General features: G+C 56.0%; 8 protein-coding genes. 5 read left to right on the top strand and 3 right to left on the bottom strand.

Translation table 11 applies throughout. The annotated features are described in order from the left end of the window. Window positions 1–95: 95 nt before the first annotated feature. The 5 genes from ACIPR4_RS13240 to ACIPR4_RS23525 all read left to right on the top strand — a co-directional run bounded on the left by ACIPR4_RS13240 (window position 96) and on the right by ACIPR4_RS23525 (window position 8,968). Window positions 96–1,685, top strand: a complete 1,590-nt coding sequence (locus tag ACIPR4_RS13240; RefSeq protein ID WP_013569170.1) for a GH39 family glycosyl hydrolase — start codon at window positions 96–98, stop codon at window positions 1,683–1,685. A gap of 43 nt (window positions 1,686–1,728) precedes the next feature. Then, window positions 1,729–3,822, top strand: a complete 2,094-nt coding sequence (locus ACIPR4_RS13235; RefSeq protein WP_013569169.1) for a beta-galactosidase — start codon at window positions 1,729–1,731, stop codon at window positions 3,820–3,822. 79 nt (window positions 3,823–3,901) lie between these two features. Then, window positions 3,902–6,445 carry a beta-galactosidase GalA gene (gene galA / locus ACIPR4_RS13230; RefSeq protein ID WP_013569168.1) on the top strand — a complete coding sequence of 848 codons (2,544 nt, stop codon included), beginning with the start codon at window positions 3,902–3,904 and terminating at the stop codon, window positions 6,443–6,445. Window positions 6,446–6,539: 94 nt separating this feature from the next. After that, the gene (locus ACIPR4_RS22540; RefSeq protein ID WP_049780910.1) at window positions 6,540–8,714 is read left to right on the top strand and encodes a right-handed parallel beta-helix repeat-containing protein; all 2,175 of its coding nucleotides are present in this window, start codon (window positions 6,540–6,542) and stop codon (window positions 8,712–8,714) included. Beyond that, window positions 8,597–8,968: a PDZ domain-containing protein gene (locus ACIPR4_RS23525; protein ID WP_083811934.1), complete on the top strand. Its 372-nt coding sequence runs from the start codon at window positions 8,597–8,599 to the stop codon at window positions 8,966–8,968. The genes ACIPR4_RS22540 and ACIPR4_RS23525 overlap by 118 nt, the downstream gene beginning before the upstream one ends. A gap of 88 nt (window positions 8,969–9,056) precedes the next feature. On the opposite strand, the gene ACIPR4_RS13220 is transcribed toward ACIPR4_RS23525, so the two are convergent. From ACIPR4_RS13220 to ACIPR4_RS13210, 3 genes are all read right to left on the bottom strand, one after another. Further along, on the bottom strand, window positions 9,057–10,724 hold the full coding sequence (locus ACIPR4_RS13220) for an alpha-L-fucosidase (protein WP_013569167.1): 1,668 nt from the start codon (window positions 10,722–10,724) through the stop codon (window positions 9,057–9,059). A 64-nt stretch (window positions 10,725–10,788) separates the two neighbouring features. Then, a complete protein-coding gene (locus tag ACIPR4_RS13215; protein ID WP_013569166.1) occupies window positions 10,789–13,122 on the bottom strand; it encodes a discoidin domain-containing protein in 2,334 nt (777 codons plus the stop codon). A gap of 522 nt (window positions 13,123–13,644) precedes the next feature. Next, window positions 13,645–13,977 carry an L-rhamnose mutarotase gene (locus ACIPR4_RS13210; protein WP_013569165.1) on the bottom strand — a complete coding sequence of 111 codons (333 nt, stop codon included), beginning with the start codon at window positions 13,975–13,977 and terminating at the stop codon, window positions 13,645–13,647. Between the last annotated feature and the right edge of the window lie 34 nt (window positions 13,978–14,011).

Raw genomic sequence — 14,011 nt, 5'->3', positions numbered from 1 at the left:
TTTCTCATTCAGAGTGATGCATTCACATCTGTCACTCCATCCATCGTGGCTCGTGCGTCACCTGAGCACTTTGTTCGCAGAGGAGCTCCTACCCGATGCTTCAGTTATCTTTCTGGCCGATATCGTTTGTGGCATTCTCTTTCTCCGCATGTTTTATTGCGGCAGCAATCAATGCTGAATCGCCACCTACGGTATCTCGTCAAGTGCATGTGGACATGGCGGATGCGAGAGGGCCGGTAGATCGTTTCTTCGACCTATCGGTAGGCTCCGATTATCCAGGCACGTTGATGCGTGATGACAGTCAGGCGCAGCTCAAAGTCGTCACGGACGAGCTCGGGTTTCGCTACATCCGGTTTCATGCGATCTTCCACGACGTCCTCGGCACAATGAAGACTGAATATGGAAAAACCGTTTATGACTGGTCGGGGATCGACCGGCTTTATGATGATTTGCTGGCGCGGCACATAAGACCGTTCGTCGAGCTTGGCTTTACGCCAAACGCACTTGCTACCTCGAAGAGCAGCATCTTCTATTGGCATGGCAATACGTCGCATCCCCAGCCTGACGGTTGGCGCGATCTTGTGGACGCTTTCATCCGGCATATCGAGGCACGTTACGGCGGGGATGAGGTGCGTACATGGTTCTTTGAAGTTTGGAACGAACCGAATCTCTCAGGTTTTTTTGAGGGTGGAGACCAGCAGGCTTACTTTGCCCTCTACGATCTGACCGCAAAGACGATCAAGTCTGTCGACCCGGCGTTGCGCGTGGGCGGACCATCTACCGCAGGTGCGGCCTGGGTGCCTGAGTTTCTGGCCCATATGAAGCAGAGCGGCGCAGGCGTCGATTTCGTAACGACGCATACCTATGGGGTGCAGGGTGGCTTCCTCGATGAGAATGGAAAGTCGGACACCAAGCTTGATCCGTCTCCGGATGCGATCGTTGGCGATGTGCGCCGCGTTCGTTCGGAAATTTCAAAGTCACCGTTCCCAAACTTGCCGCTCTATTTCTCCGAGTGGACCACCAGTTATACTCCGCGGGACGCTGTTCACGATTCCTACATAAGCGCCGCATATATCCTGAGTAAGCTGAAGGCATGCCAAGGGATGGCGCAGGGGATGAGCTACTGGACTTATACGGATCTGTTCGAAGAACCCGGCCCTCCTACCGCTCCCTTTCAGGGCGGGTTCGGACTCATGAATCCCCAAGGGATTCGCAAGCCAGCGTACTTTGCTTATAAGTACCTGCACGCCCTTCAAGGAGAGAGTCTTCTAAACAACGACGAACAGTCCCTGTTCTCGAAGAGCGGCGGTGACCTTGCTGGCGTGATTTGGAACTTCGAGCAGCCGGAACAGAAACTCAGCAACCACTCCTTCTACACGAGACTGGTTCCTTCCCACAAAGCCGTGCCCATGATGGTGCAAGCTGTGCGTCTTGAGCCCAAGTCCATCTACCATCTCAAGGTTTATCGGACTGGCTATCGCGCCAACGATGCCTACAGCGCCTATATCGAGATGGGTTCTCCGACGACGCTGACAGTACAACAGGTGTCTCAGCTAAATCTGTTCACACGGGACCTTCCCGAGACGGAGAGGAATCTTCGGAGCGGAGCGATGGGCACACTCAAATTCACCGTACCCATGAATAGCAACGATATTGTTCTGATCAAACTGACGCGAAATCGATAACGGCGCAAGAGGCCTGCAGTCGGTCTCTTGCGCGAGAGGAGCTATGAAGAATCAAGTCGAGCCAGCGAGCCAGCGAACTTTCCTCCCCTGGGCCATCCGGCGGGTTGCACCCTTTCTTCTCACCCTGGCCAGCGCGAACTTCGCAGCGACTGCACAGGAAGCCATAACGCATCCGGGTTGGCCGGGGGCCGGCCAGCTCTTCGTCGGCGCCTGCTACCAACCCATCGATCGATCCCCTGAAGAGATTGACCACGATATCGCGATCATGAAGCATGCAGGCTTCAACGTGGTGCGAATGGGGGATCTCTCGTGGGATTCCTTTGAACCTTCACAAGGACAGTTTAAATTCGAATGGTTCGACAAGGTCATGGATAAGATGCAGGCCAACGGCATCAGGGTGATTCTGGATATTCCCGGCACGCCGGCACCGATCTGGCTCCATCGCAAGTACCCCGGCGTCGATATCGTCAACCAGAATGGGGAACGTCGACCACCTGCCGAGCGTTACATGGATAACATCAGCGATCCTGACTATGCCCGCGAAATCGCGATTCTCGCGGAGACGATGACGAAACGGTATATGCACCACCCGGCAGTCATCGCGGTCGGCTATGACAACGAGATCGGCAATGGTTTAATGTCGTACTCGGAGGCCGACCGGCAGCGGTTCATTACCTGGCTTCGGAAGAAGTACGGAACGATCGAGGAACTCAATAAAGCCTGGGCCACACAGCGCTGGTCGCGTCGGCTAAATAGCTTCGATGATGTTGATCTACCGCTTGCCGACGGGCCCGGCCCGTCTGAACGCTTCCTGGATTTGCACCGTTATTGGTCAAATGTTTCGGTTACACGGCTCCATGAACTCGACGCGATCCGTCGCCGCAATATGCCGGATATCCCAGCGATCTCCAACCTCTGGGACAATGCGCAGCGCCGTGGCTTCGACTATCTGAGTACATATAAATCGTATGTATCTTACGGCGCCGAAGGCTTCTACCCAGGGGATCCTGTAAGCGGCGCATTCGGGGCCTTGATGACCAAAGGGGATTTACCAACGCCGATATGGTTCAACGAGTTCACGGCAGGGGGCGGAGGCTACTATGGAACGCCTGGCAGAAGCCGCATGTATGCCTATCTGGGATTGATGATGGGCGCGCAAGGATTTCTAGCGTGGACGTTCAACAGCCACCTCGGTGGAGAGGAGCAGGCGCTCTTTGGGCTACTCGACCACGACGGCAGACCTTCCTGGAAGGTCGATGAGTTCGCGCACATTGCCTCCGAGTTTCGCGAGATGGAGAAGTTTGGCTTTCCGCGCTACACGCATCCGGAGGTAGCCATCGCCTACTCCTTCGATTCGTTCGTTGTTTCGCATCCGAATGGTCCCTCCAACACGACGCTTCAGTACTTTGCGCCCTCTTATACGGATCAGGTGCAAAGTGCCTTCGAGCCGTTCTTTCATGCCAATATCGATACGGCCATTATCAACATAGGTCATGACAGCCTATCGCCATACAAACTGGTCGTCATACCGGCCGACTACGTGATGGACGATGCTAGCGCCAGGGCCATTCGCGCCTATGTAAGCGGAGGAGGAGCTGTCCTGATGACCGCGTTCTCCGCGAAAGTCGACGAACATGGACAGTGGTTCGATACTGCTCTACCGGGAAGACTAAGCGACGTCTTCGGGCTGCGCACCTCGCAGTTCTATAAACCGGAGGAAGCGCCGGAATTCACGCTCGACGGAAAGACCGTGAAGGGGAGCATACGCTTCTACGAAGTTCTAGAGCCAGGGACGGCAGAACCGCTGGCGAAGTTTTCCAACCTCCCAGGAACACCGCCTGCCCTCACCGTGAACAAGTACGGCAAAGGGCGGGCATTTTATCTCGCGGCTCCCGCGCAGCGTTCTTTTCTTGAAGCGATTCTTGGCACGCTCTATGGGCCGCTGGGCATACAACCCGGTCCCAACACACCCGAAGGGGTATATGCACGAGTCGTGAATGGCCGGACACTTTACGTCAACACAACGAACGAGACGAAGAAGGTCATCCTCGGTAAGGATGTACAAGAAGTTTTCTCCGACCGGAGATACAAGGGAGAGATCGAGCTGGCTCCATACGGTGAGGAGTTTGTGAAGTAGCGTCATGCTGGCTGCCAACATTGGCGAGTGGCTTTCATTGGTTGGATAGAGGACAATTCGCCTTGGTCGGAGACTTGATATGGTTTTGATCACTCGTCGTGAGCTTCTTGCTTCTTCTGTTGCTATCTCGGCATCGTCGCTACTGGAGCGGTCTCTCTGGGCCCGGGACATGAACTCGATTTTGGATAGGAAGCTTGTCTCTGCAGCTGATAGCGTGACAGCTATCGCGCCTCGGGAGCAGTTGCTCTTCGACTTCGGATGGAAGTTCAAGTTTGGTCACGGCACCGATCCCTCAAAGGACCTGGAATTTGGCTACGGCCAAGCCGATTTTTCAAAGACGGGCGAGTTTAAGTTTGCGAAGGCTGAGTTCAACGACTCTGACTGGGTTCCCGTCCGTCTGCCTCATGATTGGGCGGTGGCGCTTCCATCCGTTCATGACGATTCCGGAACCGGAGATAGCCAACTGCGTTCCCACGGATATAAGCCGTTGGGGCGACGCTATCCAGAGACCAGTGTGGGTTGGTACCGGCGTGAATTCGAGACTCCCGCGAGCGATGCCGGTCGTCGCATCTGGGTTGAGTTCGACGGTGCCTTCCGCGATGTCCTGGTTTTCGTCAATGGTTGTTTCGTTGGCCGCAGCAACAACGGGTATATCCCGTTCCGCTTCGATCTGACAGATTTCCTGGCATACGGGGCGAAGAACTACATCGTTCTGCGCGTCGACGCCAGCTTCGGAGATGGCTGGTTTTACGAGGGCGCGGGCGTCTATCGGCACGTCTGGCTGCTCAAAACCCATGCTGTGCACCTTAGCAGGTGGGAGAGCGTCGTCCGTTCCACGGTTGACGGCAGACCTGCAACGCTGCACCTTTCGACGATCGTGGAAAACGAGCACAATGAGCCACAAAAAGCCAAAGTCAAGTGGAGCATCGTAGATGCCCGCGGCGTTGCGGTAGCGACAGCTGAGGCTCTCGAACAATCGATCAACCCAGACGGATCCGCGACTTTCCAGGCATCTGCGAAGTTGTCAAATCCCGCGCTCTGGTCGGTGGATGCACCGAATCTTTACTCGGCCATCGTTACCGTCGAAACGGAAGGCTCGGTCTGCGATGGTGAGCGTGTCTCTTTCGGCGTGCGTAGCCTCGCCTTCGACCCCGAGAAGGGCTTTTTCCTGAACGGCGAGTCCTTGAAGATCCAGGGTACCTGCAACCATCAGGATCATGCTGGCGTGGGGGCTGCCCTGCCAGATCGACTGCAGTGGTTCAGGCTCGCCGTGCTGCGTGAGATGGGCTCGAACGCGGTTCGGACCGCGCATAACATGCCTACACCCGAATGGGTCGAAGCATGCGATCGTATGGGCATGATGCTGATGTGCGAAGCCCGGCAGACGAGCTCAAGCGCGGAAGGTCTCGGCCAACTTGAAGTGATGATCAAGCGGTACCGCAACTCTCCGTCGGTGATCATCTGGTCCATTGGCAACGAAGAAAATCAGCTGCAAGGGCCGATGGCCGAGCAGGGAGCGAAAATTGCAGCCACTATGGTGCGCAAGTGCCATGAACTAGACCCGACTCGCGTTGTTACTGCCGCTGTCAACGCCGACAATAGGCGGGGGATCTCCGACGCCGTGGATGTTGTCGGCTTTAACTACCATCTGGATTTTCCGGATGCCTTTCACAAGGACAACCCAAAGCGCCCAGTCTTCGGTTCGGAGACGTCGAGTGCTGTGAGTACGCGCGGTGAATACACGAATGACTCGAAGCGCAATGTAGTCGATTCCTACCACGGGGTTTATGAGCTGCCAGAACTATGGTGGAAATTTTACGGGGAGAGGGATTGGACCGCAGGAGGATTTGCCTGGACAGGCTTCGACTATCGTGGTGAACCGACCCCATACGGTTGGCCGTCCGTCAGCTCCAACTTCGGGATTGTCGATCTGTGTGGATTTCCAAAGGACTACTTCTACTACTACAAGGCGTGGTGGCGTCCTGAACCCTCGCTGCATCTCTTTCCGCATTGGAATTGGACTGGCAGGGAAGGCACAGACATTCCGGTTTGGGTGTATTCCAATCTGGACGAGGTGGAGTTGCTGGTGAACGGAAAGTCTGCTGGCAAGCAGAAGGTTCCGCATCTGAGCCATCTCGAGTGGAAGGTAAAGTACGAGCCCGGCGTGATCGAAGCACGAGGATCGAGGGACGGCAAGGTGGTCATGATCGAAAGGCGAGAGACCACTGGAGCACCGCACTCTATCCGGCTCACCGCTGACCGCACCGAGATGAATGCCGACGGTGAAGATCTTGCTGTTCTCAAGATCGAGATCCTCGACCGGCAGGGCAGACCTGTACCAACCGCAGATAACAAGATCGTCTTGAAAGTTTCCGGCGAGGGCACACTCATCGGTGTTGGCAACGGAGATCCAAACTGCCAGGAAAGCGATAAGGAACCGAGGCGCTCGGTTTTCAATGGTCTGGCCCAGGCGATCGTCCAGAGCACCATGGAGCCCGGAAATATTCGTGTCGAGGTAGTGAAAGAAGAAATGGATGGTCCCGGGTTGATACCTGCCTCGTTGATCATCGCTACCAAGCAGGTGCGGCTGCGGCCCACAATCCCAGTCGTTCCAAGAGGGTGACGAGTGTGCTGGTGTCTGCGAGATTCCAGGACTCCGCGAACGGAGTTCCGGGCTCCACAGAATGAAATGAGATTGAGGCAGGGTAGAGGTTCAAGTGAATAGACGGCAGTTTCTTCGAAACGTTGGTGCAGTGGCCGTAGGTGGACCGCTTGCGCTCAACGCAGAAGGCCCCGGCGTGGAAGCGGAGATACACGTCAGTCCGTCGGGTGATGACCTCAATCCAGCAACCCCTGTTGCGCCAGTTCGAACCCTCTCGCGGGCATTGCAACTCTCTCGGAAATGCAAGCACGAGACTGGTTTTCCCGCGTTGATCCTTCTGCACGGAGGAGTCCACGAATTATCCGCGACGCTCCGGCTTACGAGCGACGATGCGGGAACGGCTGCTTGTCCGCTACGCATAGAAGCCTTCGGAGACAGCGAGACCGTGCTAAGTGGAGGTTCCCGTCTTTCTCTCGAATGGAAGCCATACCGCGATGGGATCTATCAGGCTTCCGTCCCTCCTGGCACCAGGACCGACCAATTATTTGTCAACGGACAACGACAAATCCTGGCGCGTTATCCGAACTTCGACAAGAATGCGTGCTATTTCAACGGGACGGCAATCGATGCTTTGAGTCCCGAGCGCGTGCGGCGATGGAAACATCCGGAAGGCGCATACGTACACGGCTTGCAGGCGTCGCTTTGGGGGAGCCTGCACTATCGTGTGACCGGTCGCAACGTGGAAGGTTTTCTGACCATGGAAGGCGGCTGGCAGATCGATCGCGACCAACCGATGCATAAAGAGTTTCGCTTCGTAGAAGGGATCTTCGAGGAGTTGGATGCGCCAGGCGAGTGGTACCTCGACGAAGGATCCTCGACGCTTTACTTCTATCCTCCCAGTGGTATCGATCTGAAGAGAGCGCACGTGGATATCGTTCGCCTCGTCAATCTCATCGAAATCGGTTCGAAAGAGGCAGCGACCGCGCATGGCGTCCGCCTGCGCGGCCTCACCTTCCGCCATACGCAGCGCACCTTCATGCAGACGCGGGAACAGTTGCTGCGCAGCGATTGGCGCATCTTTCGCGGTGGAGCACTCCTGATCGAGAACGCCGAAGATATCAGTTTTGAAGATTGTTTCTTCGATCAGGTTGGCGGCAACGCAGTGTTCGTCAGTGGCCACGCGAGACGGGTGGGTTTCAGAACGTGCCGCATTGAGGAGGCGGGATCGAATGGCATCTGCTTTGTGGGCAGGCCTGGCGCGGTGCGCAATGCTTTGCTTGGGTACTCCCAGGAAGCGTCTCTCGATCAGATTGACCGGAAACTGGGGCCGAAGGACGACGCATATCCGCGCGACTGCTTTGTGGATGACTGTCTCATTGCGAGGACCGGACGTTTTGAAAAGCAATCGGCCGGTGTTCACATCTCCACCAGCTGTGAGATCCGGGTGACAAACTGTTCGATTTACGGTGTACCTCGCGCCGGGATCAACATCGGCGATGGTACATTCGGAGGACATTGCGTGGATGGTTGCGATGTATTCGATACAGTGCTGGAGACGAGTGATCATGGTGCGTTCAATTCGTGGGGGCGCGATCGCTGGTGGCATCTCCATGGTGCGAATGAAGACGACCTCCTGACAGGCTCGCTGCTTGACCTGCCGACACTCGATGCGGTGCAACCCATTGTGCTCACTCGCACGCGCTGGGCATGCGCGCATGGATGGGATATCGATCTGGACGATGGATCGACGAACTATCGGATTACAGAAAATCTCTGCCTGTGCGGCGGCATCAAGTTCCGTGAGGGGTTTTTGCGGACTGCACTCGACAATGTGCTTGTGAACAACACGTTTCATCCACATGTATGGCCCGCGCATACTGGCGACGTGATTCAAAGGAACATTGTCTTCGCTCCATATCAGCCGATTCGAATGCGCGGCTGGGGTCAATTGATCGACCTGAACTTCCTTCAACGGGACGGCGCGACGGCAACAAAGAGTGCTGAGGACCTGCAGAGGCTCTCCGGGCAGGATGCACTCTCGCTTGAGGGAGATGCGCTGTTCCTCGACCCTGTAGGAGGCGACTTCTCTCTGCGGAGGAGTCTCCAGCGCGCCGTCTTGACATCGTGGGTCTATCACATAGGCAATACGGAGTTCGGTCTAAGAGACTGCGGATGCTTGCCCAGACTCCGGATATCGCAAAGTGGCTCGCCACGCCATCGGCCACGCTCGCCGTCACTAGGGGACGTGACACCATGCCGTGGATGGGAGCTACCGTTCGCAACCTTGTAGGCCAAGGTGAAATGTCCGAGAAGGGGGCGCCCATGGAGACGGGTGTGATCGTGGAAACCGCGCCTCCAGATTCTGTTGCTGCGCGTGCGGGATTGCAATCGGGCGACCTCTTACTTGAAGTGAATGGTAAGGCGGCGAAAACTACACATCAATTGCGGTCCATCACAAATTCATGCAAGTCCGGCCAACGGCTGAAGCTGAGCGGACTACGGAACCAGCGCAAGGTTGAGTTTACGTTGCTCTGTGCTGAGTGATGCCCTGCACAGGGCAACCACTCGCGAACGTCGGTCAGCCAATCGCAAAGCTGTTGGCTCCTGAAGAGTACGCAGTCCAAACCGCGGCTCAGGCCAGGATGCGGAACGAGTAAGCGTCGAGGATCTCAGGGCTTCGCGGTGGAAGCTTAATTTCTAGACCGTGTGCGGTCTGCTGAAAGTTCAGGCGTCCTGCGTTGCCCAGCATTTCTACGCCGCGAATGAGTTGCGGATAGACGGAGTTCTCCTTCGCGAGTGTCTTCACCCGGAGCACGCCGTCGTGTGGCCAACCCAAGGCAAATACGTAGAGCTGGTCGCCTTTGCGCGTGAAGCGGATATCTTCCGCGGTGTAGGGGCGGGTGTGCTGCTCGTTGAAGTTGTGCGCACCGGTTATGTCCGGCGGACCCTCGCCGTAGACAGCGAACGGTCGCGTGCCGTAGATGGCCTCCCCATTCACCGCCATCCAACGTCCGAAGTCGCGCAGAAACTTATGCTCCTCTTCATCGATCGTTCCATCGCCACGAACAGGGATGTTGAGCATCAGGTTGCCGTTCTTGCTTACGATGTCGACGAGCATCTGCGCGACAGTGCTGGGCTGCTTGTACGAGTGCTCGTCGAAGAGCGAACGTCGATAATGCCAGTCCCCAATGCAGGTGTCTGTCTGCCAGGGAGCTTCGAGGATGCCTTGTGCGCGGCCACGTTCGATGTCCAGCATGGTCGCACCCATGTGCTTGGGGGTGTACTCCTTGGCCGCGACCACTGCCTCCTCGCGGCCATTGTGCCAACGCATGTTTGCGTTGTAAAAGTGGGCGACAACGTCCAACCCAGCCTGGCCAAGTGGAAGCTCCGTATCGTCGAAATAGAGCATGTCCGGCTTATACTTGTCGACCATCTCCTTGCAGCGCAGAAACCACCTGCGGGTGAACGCCGGATTCATTGACGGTGGCTCTTCATGCCATTTGCGATCACCGCTCTCATGCCAGGCATTGGCGTTGGCGATGGTCTTTATGCCGTCCGGCATCACAATGTTGCGGCCCGTGTAAAGCTCCTGCGGATCGAGCCCATCCCACCACTGGCCTTTCCCGTCCGCCTTCGTCAATGTGTATGCGTCATAGCGCAGCCCCGCCATCGGACCCTCCGGATCGTAGCCGTAAGCTGGCTGTAGCCAGTGCCATGCGTGCGAGGAGTGATTTGAAATGCCGAAGCGAAGTCCATGCTGGCGCACGATCTTTTCCCATGTGCCGACGATGTCCTTCATGGGGCCAACTCTGGTAGTGTTCCAGTGGTTATAGGTGGAGTCGAAGCAGTCCAGGTTGTCATGATGACAACCCAGTGCGTAGAAGTACTTCGCTCCCGCCTTGACGTATAAGTCCATTAACTGGTGGGGCTGCCAGCGATCCGCCTTCCACATGTGGTCGATATCTTTGAAGCCCACCTTGGAGGGATGCCCATAGGTCTTGCAATGGAACTCATACTGCGGATTGCCCTGGAGGTACATGTTGCGCCCGTACCAATCGCCCTGCTCCGGGACGCACTGTGCCGACCAATGCGCCCAGATACCGAACTTCGCGTCACGAAACCACTCCGGCATGCGCCACTGCTGCAGAGACTCCCAGGTCGGCAGATACTTTCCCTTCGTGATCCCGTTTGTAGACGAGACGCTTGCCTGCGCTCGAAGGTAGGGGCCGAAAGGAACAGCCGCAGCAGCCAATGAACCTTCCTTCAAGAGTGCACGTCGGGACAAATTGCCTGAAATCATTCGATCCTTTCGTATTCGTAGCACTACAACAGGCCGTGTGATAACGCTGGCGCTCACAATCGCGTCATTTGTTGTGAGGCGTCGTCTCAGAGGGCGAGATGACGGAGATCTCGGCTGCACCTGCTCTGCCAGCATTCTGTGTGTCTTGCAATGCCGTAAACCGGAAAAAGCGGGCGTCTGATGGAGGGAAGAAAACCTTTTGCAGTTCGGGATTGTTAGAGATGTTTTCGAAACGGCCCGAAGCGACAGCTAGACTCCAGGTCTGGCCATCGGCGCTGGTTTCGAAACGGTACTTTTCTACGATGCCCGAGGGATTACCGTCCCGACGCGGCAGATATGTGAAGCCAGCGACCCGATGAATATCTCCCATATCGACCGTGATTTGCGGAGCTGGCAGTGCATTCGCACCGGTCTCCCAGAGCGTTTTCGGATTTCCGTCGAACGCATTGATCGCAGGATGCTCCGGCAACTCGTTCGAAACGCTGACAATTTTCCAGCCGATCGGAGCGACACCTGGCATATCTTTCAGAGCCAGCATACCGAGTCGCCCATCTGGAGCAATGCATGCCGCCAGGACTTCACCGCCATTTACCAGATGGATAGGCGTCCGATAGATAGCCGACCGAACTGTGGGCACGGTGCCGTCCAGGGTGTAAACAACCGGCAGGTCCTTCGTGCTGGTGATAGTGACGTCTCCATGAGTATCCCTATCCCCGATCACGGGCGCCTGGACTAGCTCAGCCTGTTTGAAGAGACCTATTTCGGCAAGGGTGGGTTCCATTCGGGAACTGTTGATACGAATACGCACTTCATCGGTGCTCACCGGCGAGTCCAGCCGCAAGAGCCTCTTGTGACCGATCGTCGTCTGTTGTTCCACCTGCTTCCATTGCGATCCATCCTTCACGTCCACGGCGAAGGATTCGATTCTCTGGCCGCGATGGTCGACGGCCTCTTGCAGGGAGATGACGTCGAACTTGGCCGGGTGTGGAAGCTTTATCGTCAGGATGGCTGTGCTGCGACCAGGCGTGGCCTCCCACCACGTATCCGGATTGCCGTCGAGAACAGCGGAGGGACTGTGCATTCTTTGACTTGAATCAGCCGTGAGGGTGCCGCCGTCCGCGAGGTTTCTCGCAAAGGTTTCGCTAACGACCTGATTCATCAGACGGACGTTGGCAACCTGTAGTTCCGGGATCAAGCCGCGATTATCCGGTGACAGGTTCAGCAGCCAGTTGCTGTTGCGGCCGACGGATTGGTAATAGATATCTACGAGTTCGGCGGCGGTTCGCGAACTCTTACCTTCAGCCCAAAACCAACCGTGGAGAATCGGAACATTGGTCTCTGCCGGATACCACCAGAGGTACGATCCGGGGACGAGTTTGGAACGGCTGCCCAGATCCTCATCCCTCATATCCGGCCACCGGAACTGATCCGGCGGGGTGGGAAGAGGGATCACGCTCCACTCTGTCGCTCGACCGACACCGCTCTCATTGCCGACCCAGCGAGCATCGGGCCCCTTGCCGAAGATGATCGCATGCGGCTGAAGATGCCGGATCATGTCGTACCAGGCGTTATAGTCGTATGTCTCCTGCACGCTCGGATCAGGGTTCGCACCATCGAACCAGACCTCATCGATCCGACCGTATTCCGTCAAGAGTTCGTAGAGTTCGTTGAGGAAGTACCGGTTGTAATCGTCGACCTGGTACGTAAATCTGCCAAAGCCCGCAGGCTGCGTCCGACCCTTGGATGGATCCGTCTTGAAGAAGGTGGGATCTGTCGGAATAATCGAGCGCAGCTTTGGGCTTTGGTTGCCATAGTAGCCTTTTGGATTGGAGGGATTGGTTTTCAGCTGATAGAGGTCAGCGGGTGAAAGATATACGCCAAGCTTGATGTTGTATTTCCGCGCCGCCGCGGCTACATCGCGAACAAGATTTCCGTTTCCGCCTTCCCAGGGACTGAACGCTACGGAGTGATTCGAATAGCGGGTCGGCCACAGGTTCAATCCATCGTGGTGCTTGCATACGAGAATCACCATCTTGCCGCCGCCATCCCGCACGGTGCGTACCCATTGATCCGCATCAAGTTGTACAGGGTTGAAGACGGAAGGATCCTCGTGGCCGTTGCCCCACTCAACGCCTCGAAAGGTGTTTGGTCCGAAGTGGATGAAGAATGTGCGCTCCAGACGCATCCAGTCCGTTTGGTTCTGGCGGGGCAGAAGCCTTGATGCCTTCTGGACGATCACCTGACTCGAGTCGTTTCCGATAATGTGCTGCAAAGTGGAATACCCGGCCGACGATGATGCGTCTTCGCCTTCTAGCGCCGCTTGCGCGGTGGCAGAAGACAAACCCAGGGTAAATACGGACAAAAGAGTGAATGTCGAGACCGCACATGCAAGTTTCATAGCTTCAGCACTCCCGACGCTGTGTTGGACACCTTGAAACTGCGGTTTCAAAGACCTGAGTGTTGATGAAATGTTGGAGCGACCACCGTTGAAGCATAATGGATCCTCGGTTGGCCCTTATCAAAAGTTGCAGAATACCCGGTCACGACGTGTTCCTTGGACGGTTGGTTTTCCGTCCGACTTCCCTAAAAACCATGCCTGTCATCCTGGAATTATACGTTTACTGTAGCGCTTTCTAGCCAGAGCCACGGACTGTTTTATCGATTGTTTCTAAAGAGCGCGTTAGTCCCGAATAGCTGCAGGCCAAGCTTCACAAGCGCATAGTCTGCTTACAGGACGAAGCCCACTTGGTGGACTCGTTGTGCAGGATCTCGTTCCTCCATTCTTCGGTGAGATCATGCGGTCTTTGCTACCTTGAGCAAGCAATGTCTTTAGCTTCCAAAATTTGAAATTATTGTTCGCGCGTGCGGCAGTGACGGCAGTTCGTGTCTTGATTGAGTTATTCACTTCACTTACGGCGCTTCAGGTGAGTTGAAAGATCTTGTCCATCAATTGCCACCTTCGAGTAAGATCTCCCGCGGCATCCACCTGCTGGAAAGTTCCCATCAGTGTCTCCCACTCGATCACCTTTGGATTAGCGGCGTCCAGAGCCGCTTTCCTCTCAAGCGTGAAGTCATCGAGCGTATCCATGATCATAAAAAGTCGGTCGCCCAGGCGGTAAATCTGCATATCGAGCACGCCAGCCTCACGAATACTCTCCCGGATCTCAGGCCAAACTCCCTGATGAAGACGTATGTACTCAGCGATGAGGACCGGGTCGGGGCGAAGATCTAACACAAAACAATAGCGTTGCACTTAATGTCTCCTGTGTGATCACGGCTTTTAACAC

The sequence above is a fragment of the Terriglobus saanensis SP1PR4 genome (assembly GCF_000179915.2).
GTDB classification, from domain to species: domain Bacteria; phylum Acidobacteriota; class Terriglobia; order Terriglobales; family Acidobacteriaceae; genus Terriglobus; species Terriglobus saanensis.
The sequence above is the reverse complement of the archived record's forward strand: the minus strand, read 5'-3'. Positions and strand labels throughout refer to the sequence as shown.

Bases quoted from the DNA above. Each gene is read 5' to 3' on its own strand.
- galA (WP_013569168.1), top strand. From the start codon at position 3,902: ATGGTTTTGATCACTCGTCGTGAGCTTCTTGCTTCTTCTGTTGCTATC.
- ACIPR4_RS13215 (WP_013569166.1), bottom strand. From the start codon at position 13,122: ATGAAACTTGCATGTGCGGTCTCGACATTCACTCTTTTGTCCGTATTT.
- ACIPR4_RS13235 (WP_013569169.1), top strand. From the start codon at position 1,729: ATGAAGAATCAAGTCGAGCCAGCGAGCCAGCGAACTTTCCTCCCCTGG.
- ACIPR4_RS13240 (WP_013569170.1), top strand. From the start codon at position 96: ATGCTTCAGTTATCTTTCTGGCCGATATCGTTTGTGGCATTCTCTTTC.
- ACIPR4_RS13220 (WP_013569167.1), bottom strand. From the start codon at position 10,724: ATGATTTCAGGCAATTTGTCCCGACGTGCACTCTTGAAGGAAGGTTCA.
- ACIPR4_RS23525 (WP_083811934.1), top strand. From the start codon at position 8,597: ATGCTTGCCCAGACTCCGGATATCGCAAAGTGGCTCGCCACGCCATCG.